This is a genomic window from Candidatus Viadribacter manganicus (genome assembly GCF_001679665.1).
GTDB classification, from domain to species: domain Bacteria; phylum Pseudomonadota; class Alphaproteobacteria; order Caulobacterales; family Aquidulcibacteraceae; genus Vitreimonas; species Vitreimonas manganica.
Map to the genome: position 1 here is coordinate 3562449 of NZ_CP013244.1, position 16738 is coordinate 3579186.

At 61.4% G+C, this 16738-nt stretch carries 25 protein-coding genes and 1 pseudogene; 15 read left to right on the top strand and 11 right to left on the bottom strand.

Features of this window, described 5'->3' with window-relative positions; genetic code table 11:
• Positions 1-30 precede the first annotated feature (30 nt).
• The gene (locus tag ATE48_RS19900; RefSeq protein ID WP_156767856.1) at positions 31-183 is read right to left on the bottom strand and encodes a hypothetical protein; all 153 of its coding nucleotides are present in this window, start codon (positions 181-183) and stop codon (positions 31-33) included.
• Positions 184-263: 80 nt separating this feature from the next.
• Here ATE48_RS19900 and ATE48_RS18265 point away from each other — a divergent pair, with 80 nt between their 5' ends.
• The gene (locus ATE48_RS18265) at positions 264-596 is read left to right on the top strand and encodes a hypothetical protein (protein ID WP_156767857.1); all 333 of its coding nucleotides are present in this window, start codon (positions 264-266) and stop codon (positions 594-596) included.
• Positions 596-847 (top strand): hypothetical protein, encoded by a 252-nt coding sequence (locus tag ATE48_RS18270; protein ID WP_066774095.1) that lies wholly within the window; start codon positions 596-598, stop codon positions 845-847. Before ATE48_RS18265 ends, ATE48_RS18270 begins: the two co-directional genes overlap by 1 nt.
• 1 nt (position 848) lies before the next feature.
• On the opposite strand, the gene ATE48_RS18275 is transcribed toward ATE48_RS18270, so the two are convergent.
• From ATE48_RS18275 to ATE48_RS18285, 3 genes are read right to left on the bottom strand one after another with little or no spacing between them, the layout of a single operon-like run.
• Entirely contained in the window at positions 849-1508 is a 660-nt protein-coding gene (locus ATE48_RS18275) for a nitroreductase (RefSeq protein WP_066774097.1), read from the bottom strand.
• Positions 1505-2158, bottom strand: coding sequence for a tetratricopeptide repeat protein (locus ATE48_RS18280; protein ID WP_228126698.1), 654 nt, complete (start codon positions 2156-2158; stop codon positions 1505-1507). Before ATE48_RS18280 ends, ATE48_RS18275 begins: the two co-directional genes overlap by 4 nt.
• Positions 2134-2460, bottom strand: coding sequence for a HesB/IscA family protein (locus tag ATE48_RS18285; RefSeq protein ID WP_066774101.1), 327 nt, complete (start codon positions 2458-2460; stop codon positions 2134-2136). The genes ATE48_RS18280 and ATE48_RS18285 overlap by 25 nt, the downstream gene beginning before the upstream one ends.
• A gap of 118 nt (positions 2461-2578) precedes the next feature.
• On the opposite strand from ATE48_RS18285, the gene ATE48_RS18290 reads away from it, so the two are divergent.
• The 9 genes and pseudogenes from ATE48_RS18290 to serS all read left to right on the top strand — a co-directional run bounded on the left by ATE48_RS18290 (position 2579) and on the right by serS (position 10080).
• Entirely contained in the window at positions 2579-3775 is a 1197-nt protein-coding gene (locus ATE48_RS18290; protein ID WP_066775369.1) for a deoxyguanosinetriphosphate triphosphohydrolase, read from the top strand.
• Positions 3776-3895: 120 nt separating this feature from the next.
• A complete protein-coding gene (locus tag ATE48_RS18295) occupies positions 3896-4465 on the top strand; it encodes an SPOR domain-containing protein (protein ID WP_156767858.1) in 570 nt (189 codons plus the stop codon).
• A 9-nt stretch (positions 4466-4474) separates the two neighbouring features.
• On the top strand, positions 4475-5500 hold the full coding sequence (gene nagZ / locus ATE48_RS18300) for a beta-N-acetylhexosaminidase (RefSeq protein WP_066774103.1): 1026 nt from the start codon (positions 4475-4477) through the stop codon (positions 5498-5500).
• 15 nt (positions 5501-5515) lie between these two features.
• Complete coding sequence (locus ATE48_RS18305; protein WP_066774104.1) at positions 5516-6334, top strand: segregation and condensation protein A; 819 nt, start codon at positions 5516-5518, stop codon at positions 6332-6334.
• Positions 6331-7062 (top strand): SMC-Scp complex subunit ScpB, encoded by a 732-nt coding sequence (gene scpB / locus ATE48_RS18310; protein WP_066774105.1) that lies wholly within the window; start codon positions 6331-6333, stop codon positions 7060-7062. The genes ATE48_RS18305 and scpB overlap by 4 nt, the downstream gene beginning before the upstream one ends.
• Positions 7063-7107: 45 nt before the next feature.
• Positions 7108-7323 (top strand): twin-arginine translocase TatA/TatE family subunit, encoded by a 216-nt coding sequence (locus tag ATE48_RS18315; protein ID WP_228126700.1) that lies wholly within the window; start codon positions 7108-7110, stop codon positions 7321-7323.
• A 26-nt stretch (positions 7324-7349) separates the two neighbouring features.
• Positions 7350-7562 (top strand): annotated as a pseudogene (gene tatB, locus ATE48_RS20510) (Sec-independent protein translocase protein TatB); the annotation flags it as partial.
• A 218-nt stretch (positions 7563-7780) separates the two neighbouring features.
• On the top strand, positions 7781-8629 hold the full coding sequence (gene tatC / locus ATE48_RS18325) for a twin-arginine translocase subunit TatC (RefSeq protein WP_228126701.1): 849 nt from the start codon (positions 7781-7783) through the stop codon (positions 8627-8629).
• Between the two features lie 32 nt (positions 8630-8661).
• A complete protein-coding gene (gene serS / locus ATE48_RS20325; RefSeq protein WP_066774110.1) occupies positions 8662-10080 on the top strand; it encodes a serine--tRNA ligase in 1419 nt (472 codons plus the stop codon).
• Here serS and aat read toward each other — a convergent pair.
• From aat to aroQ, 6 genes are read right to left on the bottom strand one after another with little or no spacing between them, the layout of a single operon-like run.
• Positions 10077-10730 (bottom strand): leucyl/phenylalanyl-tRNA--protein transferase, encoded by a 654-nt coding sequence (gene aat, locus ATE48_RS18335; RefSeq protein WP_228126702.1) that lies wholly within the window; start codon positions 10728-10730, stop codon positions 10077-10079. The genes serS and aat overlap by 4 nt on opposite strands.
• A gap of 55 nt (positions 10731-10785) precedes the next feature.
• Positions 10786-11001: a hypothetical protein gene (locus ATE48_RS18340; RefSeq protein ID WP_066774112.1), complete on the bottom strand. Its 216-nt coding sequence runs from the start codon at positions 10999-11001 to the stop codon at positions 10786-10788.
• Positions 11002-11059: 58 nt separating this feature from the next.
• On the bottom strand, positions 11060-11527 hold the full coding sequence (locus ATE48_RS18345) for a hypothetical protein (RefSeq protein WP_156767859.1): 468 nt from the start codon (positions 11525-11527) through the stop codon (positions 11060-11062).
• A gap of 3 nt (positions 11528-11530) precedes the next feature.
• A complete protein-coding gene (gene accC, locus ATE48_RS18350) occupies positions 11531-12886 on the bottom strand; it encodes an acetyl-CoA carboxylase biotin carboxylase subunit (protein ID WP_066774116.1) in 1356 nt (451 codons plus the stop codon).
• Positions 12887-12889: 3 nt separating this feature from the next.
• A complete protein-coding gene (gene accB / locus ATE48_RS18355; protein WP_228126703.1) occupies positions 12890-13462 on the bottom strand; it encodes an acetyl-CoA carboxylase biotin carboxyl carrier protein in 573 nt (190 codons plus the stop codon).
• Positions 13459-13917, bottom strand: a complete 459-nt coding sequence (gene aroQ, locus ATE48_RS18360; RefSeq protein ID WP_066774118.1) for a type II 3-dehydroquinate dehydratase — start codon at positions 13915-13917, stop codon at positions 13459-13461. Before aroQ ends, accB begins: the two co-directional genes overlap by 4 nt.
• 92 nt (positions 13918-14009) lie before the next feature.
• Between aroQ and thiS the strand changes: the two genes are divergently transcribed.
• The 3 genes from thiS to ATE48_RS18375 are packed head-to-tail and all read left to right on the top strand — an operon-like array spanning position 14010 to position 16177.
• On the top strand, positions 14010-14210 hold the full coding sequence (thiS, locus tag ATE48_RS18365; RefSeq protein ID WP_066774120.1) for a sulfur carrier protein ThiS: 201 nt from the start codon (positions 14010-14012) through the stop codon (positions 14208-14210).
• A gap of 6 nt (positions 14211-14216) precedes the next feature.
• Positions 14217-15407: a hypothetical protein gene (locus ATE48_RS18370; RefSeq protein ID WP_066774122.1), complete on the top strand. Its 1191-nt coding sequence runs from the start codon at positions 14217-14219 to the stop codon at positions 15405-15407.
• Positions 15404-16177 carry a thiazole synthase gene (locus ATE48_RS18375; RefSeq protein ID WP_066774124.1) on the top strand — a complete coding sequence of 258 codons (774 nt, stop codon included), beginning with the start codon at positions 15404-15406 and terminating at the stop codon, positions 16175-16177. The genes ATE48_RS18370 and ATE48_RS18375 overlap by 4 nt, the downstream gene beginning before the upstream one ends.
• On the opposite strand, the gene ATE48_RS18380 is transcribed toward ATE48_RS18375, so the two are convergent.
• Positions 16174-16464 (bottom strand): hypothetical protein, encoded by a 291-nt coding sequence (locus ATE48_RS18380; RefSeq protein WP_066774128.1) that lies wholly within the window; start codon positions 16462-16464, stop codon positions 16174-16176. The two genes, ATE48_RS18375 and ATE48_RS18380, sit on opposite strands and share 4 nt — an antisense overlap.
• Between ATE48_RS18380 and ATE48_RS18385 the strand changes: the two genes are divergently transcribed.
• Positions 16453-16689 carry a hypothetical protein gene (locus ATE48_RS18385; RefSeq protein ID WP_156767860.1) on the top strand — a complete coding sequence of 79 codons (237 nt, stop codon included), beginning with the start codon at positions 16453-16455 and terminating at the stop codon, positions 16687-16689. The two genes, ATE48_RS18380 and ATE48_RS18385, sit on opposite strands and share 12 nt — an antisense overlap.
• Positions 16690-16738 lie beyond the last annotated feature (49 nt).

Consider the following 16738-nt stretch of genomic DNA (forward strand, 5'->3'; position numbering starts at 1 on the left):
CACGCGGCTTAGCCGCGCTTTGAGCCGGGTTCAACCGAGTAGGATCGCAGCGGCGAACGCAATGCCTACGATCACAAGCACCACGCCCGTGACCAGGACGTAGCGCAGGCCAACACCGGTTTGACCAGCACGGGCTGCCTCTTGTTCAACCTCGACGTGGTCGCCGACACGATGAGCTGTCATGGCCTATTCTCCGAATCCCCCGTGGCTAATGTCCGAGCAGAGGGAAAGCCAAAATCAATCCGCCGTGGTATGACGGCGACATGATAGTAATCCTGTGGGCCTTTACTCTGTTCCATGTGGCTGTGGGGCTGGCTAGTTTGGGACTGGCGCTGCGGCTTTTGACGCCGAAAGAGCGTGCACACTGGACGTCGCCGGCGGCGTTGCTGGTGGCTGAATTTCTTTGCTGGATTTACCCCATAGCGGCGTTCGTGGGCGCGAAGTCTGCGTGGGCGGCGCATGCGACGGGTCACCATCACGCCGTACCGATGATGATCGCGCCGATCCTGTGGTTGGTGCTCATGGGATTGTTGTTCGCCATCGTGGACTTTGCGGAAGACGGCGTGCTCGGTAACGCGCGCAAGGCCGACGTCTGATGTCGGCGCTTAGAGCTGGCGTGTACGGCGCGCTAACGCCGCTGCTTGCAGTCGGCGCATTCTTTCTGGGTTTCTACGCACTGTTGATGGCGGCCAGCCGGGCAGACTGGCTGCTCGTCGTCGTCGCTGCGATTGCTTCAATCGCCGGTGCAATGGCAGCGTTTGTGCTTCGGAAAACCCGGCCGAATCTTACGCTCGTGTTGGCCAGCGTGCCGGCGTTGTTGCTCGCGGCCGTGTTGTTCTTACGCTGAACTAGAAGCCTCTGAAGGTGGCTATCTCGTCGACACCGGCGCGATCGCTTCGCATGCTGTTGACGGGCTTGCTCATGTCAGCGCGGCCAAGCGCCATGCCCGCATAGATCATCTCGTGATCGCCGAGTGCAAAGTGTACTGCAAGCGGCGTTCTCATGCGCGCCCAAGCTTCCTGCATGCAACTTTGTACGTCGCGTTCGAGCGCTGCGAGCGCCACGGATTGCATGAACATGCCCATGTGCGCCCACTGGCCGTGTCCCATGGCTTTGTCGATGACGAAGAAGAGACCAACAGGCGCGCCAAAGAATTCGAAGTTCTGCGCTAAATGCATCAGGCGACCAACCTTGTTGTCGCGCGGGATGCCAAGCAGTTCGTACATATCTTCGCCAAGCTTATAGCGCCGCGTGCGATAGGGGTCCCAGAGGTTGGCCGGATAGACGAGGCGTTCGCCCTCGTCACCGGGTAGATTGGCCTTTGCGATAGCGATGACCGCGTCTCGCTCAACACCGGAGACAGCGATAACGCGCCAAGGTTGGAGATTGCCGCCGGATGGCGCGAAGCGGGCGACTTCGAGGATCTCGCGGATTAGCGCTTCTGGAATCGGATCGGGCTTGAACGCGCGCACGGAGATGCGCGTCTTCAGTGCTTCATCGACGTTCATTTCCGCCCCTGGGTTTTATCTCTGATCTCGCGCGCATATTCGCGTCCGTATTTTTGCGCTTGCTCGATCTCGGCTGCGCTCATCTCCGCTGCGAGTGCGCCGGCGCGTTTGCGCGATGCGTCGTCAGCGGAAAGCGTGACGGCTGCGTAGAGCCAAGAGAGCGCCTCGACCGGGTCGCGTTGCATCAAGAAGTCCGAAAGATGCATCATCGCCGGTGCGTACCCGAGTTCGGAGGCGCGCATGAGCCAGCGGCGTGCATCCTCCGGTTCACTCATGGTCGCCAGTTGCACCATCGCTTCGCGATCACCCGCGCCTGCCGCAGAGCGAAATTGGTTCCGTGCTTCTTCGTTGTTTTTTGTAACCCCGACACCAGATCGCAGAGCGATGCCATAGGCGGTCTGCGCACCGGGGTGACCGAATTCCGCGCCGCGTTCGAAGCAGTCCGCCGCGGCAGCTTTATCGACAGCGCCGCCGAGCCCGCGCCAATAGAGGACGCCCAGATGATAGAAGCCGGAGGGACGAGGTTCTGCCTGCAACGCGTCTTCAAGAAGCTTGCGCGATTTTTTCCACTCGCGCCGCTCGAATGCGTCGAGGCCTTTGTCGAGTTTGGAGCGAGCGCCGAACATCAGACCGAGAAGCTGACGCCGCAACCGCAACTGGATGTCGCGTTGGGATTCTTGACCTTGAACGAAGCGCCAATGAGTTCATCTACCCAGTCGACTTCGGATCCCAGGAGAAAGGGCAATGACACCGGGTCGACGAACAAGCGAGCGCCGTCGCGTTCTATGACGAGGTCGTCAGGGTTGGGGGCGCCTGCGACGCCAATCTCGTACTGAAAGCCCGAGCAGCCGCCACCTTCGACTGCGACGCGCAGGCCTGCGCCAGCGGGCTCGCCGGTGACCACGGATTTGATCCGCTCGGCGGCGGATGCGGAAAGGGCGACGTCAGCCATTCGTTAACAGTGACCTTTGGGCGTTTCTAAAGCGTCTCGGCCCCATATATGATCATCCCCCAGCGTGAGGAGAAGCCGGTTCGTGGCTGACGGGCACAAAGCAGTGAAAAAGGTGAAGGTGCTCAAAACGGCGCCGCCCTTCGTGCGTCCGCCGCGCGCCCCTTATGCCACCGATCCGGCCCGCTCGCGCGGCCGACTTCATGAAGAACCGGACAGCAAGACGCGGACGCCGTTCGAGCGAGACCGTGACCGCATCGTGCATTCCTCGGCCTTTCGTCGCCTGCGCGGCAAGACGCAGGTGTTCGTGGCCCACGAGGGCGACCATTACCGCACGCGGCTTACCCATTCACTGGAGGTGGCGCAGATCGCGCGCAGCGTGGCGCGCGTCATGGGCCTCGATGATGACCTGGCGGAGACGCTGGGCATTGCGCACGATCTGGGTCACCCGCCATTCGGACATACCGGCGAAGACGTGCTCGACGCCTGTATGGAGGGTTTCCAGGGCTTCGATCACAACGCCCAAACCTTGCGCGTGCTGACGAAGCTTGAGCGCAAATACCCGCTCTTCGATGGCCTCAATCTTACGTGGGAAACGCTGGAAGGTGTTGTCAAACACAACGGACCGCTGATCCGATTCGGCGCGACGTTACACGATCTTCCCGTCGCAATTCAGGAATACAATTCCACGCACGATCTTGAGCTGGAATCGTGGCCGAGCCTGGAGGCGCAGGTCGCGGCTCACGCGGACGATGTCGCCTACAACAACCACGATATCGATGATGGCCTTCGCGCCGGGCTCTTTTCGCTGGCAGAGCTCCGCGAAGAGGTGCCGATGGTGGATCGTGTGCTGCTGACGGTTGAGCGCGATCATCCGGGCGTCGATGAATTTCGGACTTCAGCCGAGACCGTGCGCCGCCTGATCGGCGTTTGGATCGACGATTTGATGTGGGAGTCCGGAAATCGCATCACGGCTGCTAAGCCCAAAAGCGTCGAAGACGTGCGCGCCGCGGGCAAGCCGCTGATTGGCTTTTCGGACGAGATGAATGAGCACCAAGCCGTGCTCCGCCGTTTCTTGATGGCGCGCATGTATCGGCACTGGAAGGTCAATCGCTCGCGCAGCCACGCCAAGCGGATCATCCGCCAGCTTTTCGATCTCTTCATCGCGGAACCGGAACTCTTGCCACCAGCATGGCAGGAAGGCGGCGATGGTCCGCGCGGACAGCGTACGGGCCGGCGCGTTTGCGATTACATCGCCGGTATGACTGACGATTTCGCAATAGAAGAGCATCGGCGCCTGTTCCGTCTCGATCGCTAACCAGTCCGTTACGTCTGCGGAATTATGGATTCATGCATGGCTGCTCTTCGTCCCGTTAAGCTGGGGAGAAGATGCGGCGTGGTAAACACCGCATGAAAACGCGATTCCGTGGAGCCGCAGGTGAGCAGAAGTTACGATCCGCGTATGCACGCATATGACGACCAGTCTCGTCATGCGGGTGTGCTGTACGTGCTGATGATCGTCATCGCTGTGGCGTTCGGCGGTTTCCTTTGGCAGCTCTACAGCGCACCGGAAGTGCCCCGCATCACTGCTCAGGCAGGGCCCTACAAGATCGAGCCGCCGCCGGAGGCGCCGCCAGCGACAACGCTTGTGGAAACCGCGCCTGCGCCAGTCGATGCTGCCTTGGCCGAGGCGCAAACACCGATGGTTGAACTCAATCCGCAGGTCGACGCCCCTTCGATGCCGACTTTTGCAACCAATGGCCGCTTCGTGGCGCAACTCGCGGCGCTTCAGTCAGAGGCGTCGGTCGAGCCATCTTGGCGGCGCTTTGCGTCACGGGCGCCGAACTTGTTCGCGGGCGCTCATATGGACGTGCAGCGCGCCGATCTTGGCGCCCGCGGCGTCTACCACCGCCTGCGCGCCGGTTATTTCGCCACCAGTGACGACGCGACACTGTTCTGCGAGCGGATACGGCAAATGGGCCAGGACTGTATCGTCGCGGCGCGTTAGGACTGCTTGATGCTTTCGTGTCTTCTCGGTCTCCGCCAGCCCAAGCTCGATGCGGAGACGCGCGCATTCTTTCGGGACGCGTGTCCTTGGGGCTTCATTGTTTTTCGCGAGGCGTGCGTCTCGCGCGAGCAGCTACGTGCGCTCTGCGCCGATCTTCGCGACACGGTTGGTCACGACGCGATTGTTTGGATCGATCAAGAGGGCGGCCGTGTTGCGCGACTGAAGGCGCCGGAGTGGCCAACTTGGCCTGCCGCTGGAAAGTTTGGTGAAATCTACGCCAAGCAGAAAGACGCCGGTCTGGAGGCGGCTTATCTTGGCTACAGGCTGATCGCACACGAACTGCGTGACGCTGGTCTCGATGGCGATTTTGCACCGGTGCTCGATGTGCCGGTTGAAGGTTCCGACAAGATCGTTGGCGATCGCGCTTTCTCTGCAGATCCTAAGATCGTTGCGCTGTTGGCGCGTGCTGCCCTCAACGGCCTTCATGACGGCAGCGTCGCGGGCTGCATCAAGCACATGCCCGGTCACGGTCGCGCGACCGCCGATAGCCACTTGGCGTTGCCGAAGGTCGGCGCCCAGGAGATCGACCTCGCCAACGACGTCCTGCCATTCACGGAACTCGCTGATGCCGAGGCCGCTATGACTGCGCACATAGTGTTCAAGGCATGGGACCCCGATCGGCCGGCGACATGCTCGCCTGTCGTAATTGATGAGATCATCCGTAAGCGCATCGGTTTTCAAGGCATGCTGATGAGCGATGATTTGGACATGCATGCCCTGCAGTACGCTCTGAACGGCGGGCTCAAGGAACGCGCTGAAGCAGCTGTTGGGGCCGGATGCGATGTGGTCCTCCAGTGTTCCGGCGTTCTGAAGGAGATGCAGACCACGGCGGCAGGTTGCCGTGAACTTGCCGGCCTGCCGCTGGTTCGCGCGCGCGCTGTAGAAGCTTTCGCAAAACGCCCACCGCGCGAGTTCGATGCGGGGGCAGGCTGGGCTCGATTCAAGCAGTTGATGGCTGATTTCGCGCCAGCGTGACGCTATAAGGCTCCCGTGAGCGAAGACGCGGAAAATCTCGAACTAGACCTCGGCGCCGCCGAGGAGGCGGAAGGGCGCGAGGCCCTTTTGCTTGCGCTCGATGCGTTCGAAGGACCGCTGCATCTGCTGCTGGAACTTGCGCGTACGCGCAAGATCGACATTGCGAAGATTTCGGTTGGCGAGATTGCCGATCAGTACTTGGCGTTCATCGAAGAAGCGCGCGCGCACGACATGGAGATCGCTGGCGACTATCTGGTGATGGCCGCTTGGTTGGCGCTCATTAAGTCGCGAATGTTGATCCCGAAGCCGCAGCTGCCGGCCGATGAACCCGATCCATTGGAGCTTGAAGAGGCTCTACGCCTCAAGCTGATGAATTTGGCAACGGCGCGCGCTGCCGCGAAGAAGCTCGAAGAATTGCCACAACTCGGCCGAGACGTATTCCTCAACGGCCAGCCACAACCGACTGTGCTCACCAAACAAATCGTCTGGCGCGCGGATCTTTATGAATTGTTGAATGCGTATTGCGCCGAGCGTTCAAAGAGCGTCCGCAAGCGCGCCTACCGCACGTTCGTTCGCCGCGCCTACCCATTGGAAACGGCGCGCAAGAAACTCGAACAAGCGCTGGCAAGACTTGAGGAATGGCGTGCCATCGACGCGGTGGCGCAAGCGACCGACACTGGCCCCGATGCACCGCCGCCCGAGAGCTATTTGGCGTCGACGTTCGGCGCGGCGCTCGAATTGGCGCGCGAGCATAAACTTGAATTGCGTCAGGCGGAGGCCTTCGCGCCGCTGTTCTTAAGGGCGCGCGCCGTTCAGAGTGGACGCACAGAATGACGGCCGAGAACGATCCACCGCTAGCGGACACGATGCGCCGTATCGAAGATGCTTTCTCAGAAGGCGGCGAGGAGCGCGTGCGTGCGCAGCCGAGCGCCGATGCAATCCGTGCCGCAGAAGCTTTGTTGTTCGCCGGCGGAGAGCCGATCACGGCGAAAGCCTTGGGTGAGAAGCTGGGCCCCGCCGTCGACGTGGCCGCCGTGCTGATGAAGTTGAAGGGCGATTACGCAGACCGCGGCGTTCAATTGGTCGAGGCGGGGGGCGCGTGGCGCTTCCAGTCCGCGCCCGATCTTGGAGCCCTCTTTGCTGAGACACGTGAGGCGCCTCGCAAGCTTCCGAAAGCCGCGATGGAGACGTTGGCGGTTGTTGCATACCACCAACCGGTCACGCGGGCGGAAATCGAGGACATTCGGGGGGTAAGCCTCTCTCGCGGCTCGATGGAATTGCTTCTGGAGATCGGCTGGATTCGGCCACGCGGCCGCCGCCGGACGCCCGGCCGGCCGCTGACCTTCGGCACATCGGACGCGTTCCTTAGCCAGTTTGGCCTAGCCTCGCTTGACGCCCTCCCGGGCAAGGACGATTTGAAGGCCCTGGGCCTTCTCGATCCCCGGGCGGCGGGAGCCATTGACGTTCCGCGCCCAACCGAGGACATGGCCAGCGACGAAGAACCACTGTCGCCAGGTGACGACGCGGCAAGCTTTTTCGTGGATCATCTGGAAGACGAATAAGGCGTCCCTCCCGGCGCCCCACCTGCAGTTTGGAGTACCCGTTAGATGCATATGCCTGGCCTTATTCCGCTCCTCATCGTGCTGGGGCTGGCCTTCCTGCTGTTCAGCCGTCCGGGCCGCATTTCGAGCCTGATGGAAGATCTCGGCAAAGGTATCTCCGGCTTCCGCAAGGGTCTGAGCGAGGGCGACAAGCCGCCCGCGCAAGAGCCGCCGCCAGCCCAGGTGCGCGACCAGTCCACCAACGGAGACCGCGCGCAATAATCTGCTAGCGCGCGGGACAGCCGCCCATGCTTCCAAGCCTTGGCTTCAACGAGATCGTCATTCTCGGAATCCTCGCCCTTGTGGTCGTGGGGCCGAAAGACTTGCCGCTGTTGTTTCGCAAGCTTGGGCAATGGACGGCGAAGCTGCGTGGCATGGCGCAGGAGTTTCGCACAGGTTTCGACGAGCTGGCGCGTCAGGCTGAACTCGATGAGTTGAAGCGTGAAGTTGATGCGCTGCGGCGTACGACATCGCTGCAGGAGATACGAAGCGAAATCACCAAGCCGCTGGCGACCTTGGAAGACTACGCTGGCATCAAGTCTCAGCCTGCGATCCCGGCGCCTGCTGTGACGGCGCCGGTCGAAGCGCCCGTCGAGCCGCCGGCGGGCGAAATTGGCGTTGAGCCGGACGTTGAAAAGGTGGCGGACGAAGCCGTGGCGCCGGTTGCGCGGAGCGCCCCGTGACGGCGTCGGCGCAGAAAAAAACCAACAACGAAGATGAAATCGAGGCGTCGCGTGCGCCGTTGATGGATCATCTGATCGAGCTTCGTGACAGGCTGATGCGCGCGCTGCTGTGCGTCATCGTTGGCGTCGTCATCTGCTTTTTCTTTGCCGATCAGCTGTTCTTGTTCTTGGTGCAGCCGTTCCAAGCGGCGATGGCGGCGCAAGATCCCGATGCCGCCGGGCAGGCCGTGGAACTCATCAATACCGGTGCATTTGGCTTCTTCTCGGTGAAGATGCAGATCGCGCTTTTTGGCGGCATCGTGCTGGCGTTTCCTGTGATCGCCTGGCAAGCCTACGCGTTCATTGCGCCTGGGCTCTATCGCCAAGAGCGTGCGGCGGCCGCGCCATTTCTCATTGCCGCTCCGGTGATGTTCGCGCTCGGCGCGTCATTCGTGTTCTATTTTGCGATGCCTTACGCGCTGCAGTTTGCGCTGAGCCAGCAAGTGACGAGCGGGCCGGTGCATGTCCGGTATTTGCCGAAGGTCGAAGAATATATGGGGCTGGTCACCACCTTGGTGCTGGCGTTCGGCCTCATGTTCCAATTGCCGGTGGTGCTCTCGCTGCTGGGGCGCATTGGCATTGTGTCGGCGTCGTTGCTGCGGAGCGGGCGCCGGTACGCGATCGTGGGCATTGCAGCCTTCGCGGCGTTGGTGACGCCCAACGATGTCGTGTCCATGTTCGTCATGGCGGCGCCGGTCTATGCGCTTTACGAAATTTCGATCTGGATCGTGGCCGCGATAGAAGCCAATCGCGCGCGCCGTGAAAAAGCCGAGGCCGCGGCGGCAGTGCAGCCGCCCGCCCCGTAGCGCTCGTGCGCGGGTTCCGCTAAAGCCCGCTGATGCACGATATCCGCGCCATCCGCGACAACCCTGACCTTTACGACGCCGCTTGGGCGCGCCGTGGCCTTGCGCCGCTTGCGAAGAAGATCGTCGATTTCGACGCCAAACTGCGCAGCGCCTCTACCGCAAAGCAGGAGGCCGAGGCCGCACGCAACGCTGCGTCGAAGGCCATTGGCGCCGCCAAAGCCAAGAAGGACGAAGCTGAAGCGTCGCGTCTTATGGAGCAGGTGGCGGCGCTGAAGCTGCGCATCGAAGCCACAAGCGCTGATGAAGCCAAGTGGCAGAAGGAACGCGACGATCTCCTGGCTTCAATTCCGAATCTGCCCGCTATCGATACGCCAGATGGCGCAGATGAGCATGGCAACGTCGAAGTCCGGCGTTGGTATCTGAAGGACGGCGGCGAACCGCCCGCGCTTGATCTCACCGCCGATCACGTCACGCTTGGCGAGGCGCTTGGCATGATGGATTTCGAGGCGGCGGCACGGCTTTCGGGCGCGCGCTTTGTCGTGCTGCGCAAACAGCTGGCGCGCCTGGAGCGCGCCTTGGCCGCGTTCATGCTCGACATCCAAACAGGTGAGCACGGTTACACCGAGGTGAGCCCGCCGCTTCTGGTCAAAGACCACGTCATGTTCGGAACCGGACAGTTGCCTAAGTTCGTGGATGATCAGTTCACAGCTGCGCGTACGATGAGCCGTCAAGAATTGCTCAATGAAGCGTTGGAGCGCTTCGACGATGAGTTCGAAAAGCGCGGCGGCAACGTGAAGCCGACACAATTGCTGAATGAGATCCTCGACAGCGCCCCTACGCGCGAAGATTTCTGGCTCATCCCAACAGCGGAAGTGGCGCTCACCAACCTAGTGCGTGAGCAAATTCTCGATGAGGCGCCGCTGCCTTTGCGCATGACTGCCGATACGCTCTGCTTCCGCGCAGAGGCTGGCGCGGCCGGAAAAGATACCCGAGGCATGATCCGCCAGCACCAATTTCGCAAGGTCGAGATGGTGTCGATCACCACGCCCGAGCAAAGTCATGAGGAACATGAACGCATGGTTCGTTGCGCGGAGGAAATTCTGAAGCGCCTCGAATTGCCGTTCCGCACGATGCTGCTCTGCACCGGCGACATGGGGTTCACGGCAAAGAAGACCTACGACCTCGAAGTCTGGCTGCCGAGCCAAGGCAAGTATCGCGAGATCAGCTCGTGCTCGAATTGCGGTGACTTTCAGGCGCGGCGCATGAATGCGCGTTTCCGCAACAAGGACGGCAAGACTGAGTTCGTCCATACGTTGAACGGTTCAGGTCTAGCGGTTGGGCGCACGCTCGTTGCCGTGCTCGAAAACTATCAGCAAGCCGATGGCAGCATCAAGGTGCCGAAAGCGCTCGCGCCGTACATGGGCGGGCTTGAGGTTATCTCTAAGGCCTAAGCGCGAGCAGGAGCGACGATTTGCAAGAGCTCTGCGCCTTTGGTCTCGACGGGAAGGGCGCGGAAATCGCCGTGCGCTTCCACCGCCACGCCAAGCAGCGCCTGAAAGATCCGGCGTGGTAAAGTTTGTGCGCCGAATTGTTCAAGGTGCGGCGTGATGAATTGGGCGTCGAGGAGCTTGAATCCGCCGCGCTTGAGACGCGCCGCCAATTGGACGAGCGCGGCTTTGCTGGCGTCTGTTTCCCAAGAGAACATGCTCTCGCCGAAGAAGGCGCCGCCGAGCGCTACACCGTAGAGCCCGCCCACGAGCTCGCCCTCGATGCGGGCCTCTACGCTGTGGGCCAAGCCGCGCCGGTGGAGTTCGAGGTAAAGTTCACGAATGTCGGGGTTGATCCAGGTGTCTTCGCGGTCTTTGCCCGGCGCCGCGCACCCATCGATAACGCGATCGAACTCGCGATTGATGGTGAACGTGAACCTGTCCTGACGCAGTGTGCGCGCGAGCCGGCGAGGGACGTGGAACCCGTCCAGTGGAAAGACGCAGCGCCATTCGGGATCGACGATGAAGAAGCCCTCATCGTCGCGGCTCTCCGCCATCGGAAAGACGCCGCGCCTGTAGCAGGCCAAAAGATCTTCGGGCGTGAACGGCTTCACGCGCCCGAGAATGCCAAAATCCTCGGCGCGCGTCAGCTCTTTGCGGCAGCCTTGCTTAGTCGTCCGAGCTCAGGCGCGAACGCAGCGCGTCGCGCCCGATCGATGCGCCGTGAAATTCAGGCGTCGTTGTTTCGGGTTCGAGCGGGGCGATGACCGCCGGGCCGAAGCTCTCGTCCTGATTTTGTGCCGGAACGGCGCAGCCGTGCAGCGCCATAACTGCGAAAGCCAACGCCACGAGCACGGCGAGGCTGGCGAATGATTGTTGAGCCATGAAAACGTGAACCCCAGTCGAATTTCGGGTTCACATCTGCAAGCAACGCGCCGTTAACTCAGTTCGAGGGCAAGCCGAGAATATCTGGCGCCACGCCATGGCGGCTGGCCCAGTCAATCCAAGCTACATCCGTAGGCGCGATGACGTGCTCAAGCACGACCCAGGTCCCGTTCTCGTTCTTGAGCAGTGCGTGAACGCCGCCACCGGTGTCCATGGCGCCGTTTTCGTAGCGGCTGGCGAGATTGGTGGTCGTCCAATTGATTTCTGTGCCGTCGCCGTTGCGGACCTGCGCGTCGACGTAAGCCCACTCATCGCGCACGTTTACCGTCGTCGGCTGCAAGCTCACCGGCTGACCAACCTCGTCGGCCACAACGGGTTGGAGCACGTTGAGCAGCAACTGTGTTTGCGCATCATCGACGCCAGGCGCCGAGACGGCGGGTGCATCGGGCGTTTCAGTCGTTGCAGCCGGTGGAGGCGAACACGCCACAGCCAATCCAGCCATAACGGCGACCAGAAATATCCGCATGCTTCAACCCTCCGCTGCAGCTTTCGCCGCGAGGTTCTTTTCGAGCCAATGGATCGAATAGTCGCCGTTGATGACGTCGGTCTCGTTCATCAGATCGCGGAAGAGAGGCAGCGTGGTCTCGACCCCGGTGATGACCATTTCATTCAACGCGCGGCGCAAGCGCATCAAGCATTCGGCGCGATCACGCCCATGCACGATGAGTTTGCCGATTAGCGAGTCGTAGTTGGGTGGAATCGTGTAGCCGGCGTAGATGGCGCTATCCAAGCGCACGCCGAGACCGCCTGGCGGGTGATATCCCGTGATCTGGCCCGGTGACGGGCGGAAGGTCGCGGGGTTCTCGGCGTTGACACGGCACTCGATGGCGTGGCCGTTAAACTTCACATTCTCTTGCTTCACCGAAAGCTCGGCCCCGTCAGCGATACGAATTTGCTCGCGTACGAGATCGAGGCCGGTGATCATCTCCGTCACCGGGTGCTCGACCTGGAGGCGGGTGTTCATCTCGATGAAATAAAATTCGCCGTCTTCGTATAGGTACTCAACCGTGCCGACGCCAAGATAGCCGAGCTTCTTGATCGCGTCGGCCGTGACCTGGCCGATGCGAGCGCGGTCTTCGGCGTTCAACGCCGGTGACGGCGCCTCTTCCAAGACCTTCTGGTGGCGCCGTTGCAGCGAACAATCACGCTCGCCCAGGTGGATGACGTTGCCGTGTGAGTCAGCGACGATCTGGATCTCGATGTGACGCGGGTGCGTCAGAAACTTTTCCATATAGACTTCGTCGTTGCCGAACGCCGCCTTCGCCTCGGCGCGAGCAGTGTTGTAGGCCTCGACGACTTCTTCTTCCGAGCGCGCGACTTTCATGCCGCGCCCGCCGCCGCCGGCAGCCGCTTTGATCAAGACCGGATAGCCGATGCGCTTGCCGTTCGCTTTGGCGTCGGCTTCGTCTTTGATGCCGCCGTCGGAGCCCGGTACAACAGGCATGCCGGTATCGATGGCCGCTTGTTTGGCCGCGATCTTATCGCCCATCAGCCGGATGTGCTCGGCGGTGGGGCCGATGAAGGTCATGCCGTGCTGCGTGACGATTTCAGCGAACTTGGCGTTCTCTGAGAGGAAGCCGTAGCCGGGGTGAATGGCTTGCGCGCCCGTGATCTCGGCGGCGGCGATGATCGATGGAATATGCAAATAGCTCTTCGCGGCCGGTGGCGGGCCGATGCAGACGCTTTCGTCGGCGAGGCGCACGTGCATGGCTTCGGAATCGGCGGTTGAGTGCACCGCGACTGTCGAGATGCCCATCTCTTTGCACGCACGATGAATCCGCAGCGCAATCTCGCCACGGTTCGCGATAAGGACTTTTTCGAACATCGGTTACTCGATGATCATCAGCGGCTGATTGAACTCAACGGGATCGGCGTTGCCGACTAGGATCTGCCGAACAGTGCCGTCGCGCGGGGCGTGGATTTGGTTGAACGTCTTCATGGCCTCGACGAGCAGGATGGTCTGGCCTTTCGTGACCTTGTCGCCAGCGCGCACAAACGGAGGCGCATCTTCATTGGCGGCAAGATAAGCGGTGCCGACCATAGGCGAGAGGACAGCGCCAGGGTGTGAGGCGGCGTCTGCCGGCGTGGGAGGCGCAGCGACCGGCGCTGGCGGCGGTGCGGCGGCGGCAGGCGGCGGTAGCGCGGCGGCGGGCGCCGGCGCTGAGTGAACGACGTGGGTGTGAGCCGGCGGCGGCGCCATCACTAATGTCCGCGCCAAGCGTAGGCGAAGTTCGCCGTATTCGACTTCGATTTCAGTCAGGCCAGAATCGTCTAGCACCTTGGCGAGATCTCGCACCAGTTCAGCGTCAACGCCATGCGTTGGTTTGCGCTGCGGCGTGCGCTTCTGCGGCACACGCGCCGGAGATTTCTTCACCACTGCTCGAGACCGTTTCTTGCTCACGCGCTTTGACCTTCATTCGCCAGCAAGGCAGCCGCCTCGATGGCCAGTAAATACGATGTCGCCCCAAAGCCGGCGATCACGCCCTTTGCGGCTTTGCCCACTAACGAAACGTGACGGAATTCTTCACGTGCTGATGGGTTGGAGAGGTGGGTCTCGATCACCGGAACGCCGATGGCTTTGATGGCGTCATGGATCGCGACTGAGGTATGGGTATAAGCCCCGGCGTTTAGAACGACAGCCGCCGCCTTGTCGCGGGCTTCTTGCAGCCAATCGACCAATTCGCCCTCGATATTGGATTGCCGGAACAAGACCGTACGACCAAGTTGTCCGGCGCGCGCGGCGCAGGCCTTCTCAATGTCCGCAAGAGTGGCGCGGCCATAGATTTCAGGCTCCCTGGTCCCCAACAGGTTCAAATTGGGGCCGTTCAGCACGTAGATCGGTTTTGCGTCCGGCATCGTCCCCAAAAACGTACCTTGCGCGGGCGGATAACGGGCCTGCGTTGAACCCCGGCTCAAGGGGCTCTAAGTCGGGGCGGATAGGAAGGCCTATGCGTCTGACGGTCAATGGTGAAACGCGAGAAGCGCCCGATCAGGCGACGCTTGCGGATCTGCTCGCCTCCCTGGGGATCGATGGGCGGCGCGTCGCCGTCGAACGCAACCGCGAGATCGCGCCTAAGTCTCTGTGGTCGCAGATTGTTTTGGCTGAGGGGGATCAGCTGGAGATCGTGCAGTTCGTGGGGGGCGGGTGAGCCGCGATGGCGTCCAATCTCGAAGCGTCGCTAGTTGAGCGTGCGAGGCGCCTTGGAATTGTCGCCTACGAGGGCCGCTTGATCCACGACGCTCAGCCCGGGATCGCGGAAGCCACGATTGTTGAAATCGAACGCCATTGCCGTGGGCCGTTGCCAAAGGGCCTAAAGGACCTCTGGCGTGCCTCATTCGGGGGTTCAATTGACTACGACCTCGAAGCGGCGTTCGGCGATTCAATCGTAGAGTTTTCTTTCACCGAATTGTTCTTTCCCGGCAGTGACGGCTATCGTGACCTTTGGGGATGGATCGAACACGAAGCCGAACTTGCGCAAGAGGCTGCCGAGAGGGCTCGCCGCAAGTTTGATGGCCGTTTAAGCTATCTCCCATTCGGAGGCTTTGAGTACGCCGATCGACTGTACGTCTGCGTCGAACCCGGCCCGGACTTCGTCTCCGTCCACGCCTGGATGCAGGGGCTTCCGCCCGGATGGGTCATGCGGTTGAACGAAGACCGCGTGAGCCGCATAGCTGACGATATCCCGTCACTCTTCAAATTGCTCGATCTCGCAAGCGACCCCTTCATTGAAGGTGATGAACAGTTCGCGATGGGAGAGCAATTGGCGGCAATCATCCAAGAAGTTTTAAACGAAGACCGGCCCCTTGCCGATGCATTGCGGGGCATCGTGCGCGGCGCCGTCGTGGATTGGCGCGGCGCATTGGCAAGCGGCGCGATAGCGGGCGAGCCGCGGCTGCGGCGCGTCGCGATGAGGGACGCCATTACCCGAGACGACCGTGAGTTGTTGTCTCAGCTCGAGGCGGCGAAGTGCTCGTTCGATGAACCGCTGCGGGCGACAGGAAACGCTCTCGATCTCGCACTCGCGCTTGGCCATGTGGAACTCGCTGAGCTCTTCTTTAAGAAGGGTGTGAATGCGGTGAACGCGGTGAGCAACGGCGCTCACAACGCGCCACCGGACTTTGTGCGTCGCCTTCTTGAAGCCGGTTCGCGCCCCAACCGCATCGCCGCGCGGTCTGCTGCACTCGCTGGCCTCCACGACAGCGCCGTGCTGATTGCCTCGGCGCTGACACGTGATGAGCGGTCCAAATTGGTCGCTGAACTCGATCCAGACAGGGCCCAGGAAAATTGGAAGGCGATTGAAATGTTGCGCGACGCCTGCCTCGCGATGGATAGAAGGCGCCAATGACAGACTCCCCACTCACCATCGCCGGCCAGAGCTACAGCTCCCGCCTCATCATCGGCACCGGCAAGTACAAAACCTACGCCGAGAACGCAGCCGCGCTTGAAGCCAGCGGCGCCGAGATCGTCACCGTCGCGGTGCGGCGCGTGAATCTCTCCGATCCCAGCAAAGAGCGTCTCACCGATCACATCGATCCGAAGAAGACGACCTTCCTGCCCAACACCGCCGGCTGCTTCACCGCCGACGAAGCTTTGCGCACGCTCCGCCTCGCACGCGAGGCGGGCGATTGGAAGCTGGTGAAACTCGAAGTTCTAGCCGACCAGAAGACGCTCTATCCAGACATGGAAGAGACGCTTTCCGCCGCCAAAATCCTCGTCGCCGAGGGTTTCGAAGTGATGGTCTATTGCAGCGACGATCCGGTCTACGCAAAAAAACTCGAAGACGCCGGCTGCGTTGCCATCATGCCGCTGGGCTCGCTCATCGGCTCCGGTCTCGGCATCCAAAACCCGGTCAATATCAGACTTATCGTTGAACAGACCAAAGTGCCCGTGATCGTCGACGCCGGCGTCGGCGCCGCGAGCGACGCCGCCATCGCGATGGAGCTAGGCGTCGACGGCGTCCTCATGAACACCGCAATCGCCGAAGCTAAGGACCCGGTGCGTATGGCTCGCGCGATGAAACACGCGGTTATCGCGGGGCGTGAGTGTTATCTTGCAGGCCGCATGCCCAAGAAGAAATACGCCGATCCCTCTAGCCCTCTCGGAGGATTGATCTAGCAGGCCACGGCGCAGGCGAAAACGCGTTCGCCGGCGTCAAGCCGAAGTATTCCAGCGAACTCGTTTGCGGCCTTGAGACTGTTGATCTCGTCGCCTGAAAAGAGATCGCCAACTTCTCGGATGTTGCGAACGAGCAGCAATTCGCTCCCTTGTCCGTCGCGCGAATGGCGATCCTTCATCCAATAGGAGACGACGCTACGAGCCTCGCGGCTCTCGCAAACCCATGCAACACGGCGCAAAAGGAAAAAGTCGCTGCTGGTGTGAAGCACACGATAGTGCTGGCGCATGCCATCCAGGAGCTCGTTTGTAATTTGGGAAAAGTCGGCGTTGGCGGCGATGAAGTGCGCGGTGTCAGCGGAGGCGGCGCGCGGTTGACGTTGATGGAATGCCGCCAGACCACAGAGCTCGTTGTGAGTGATGCGACCATCGAACTGAATGCGAGGGAGCTTCAGAATAGCATTTTCACTGACAACGATTGGCGCCAGCTCACCCCAGCTGCACTGATCGCGTAGCTAGGTCGCAAAGCCGAACGATGGTTTAAGTAGCGCGTGTTGCTCCATA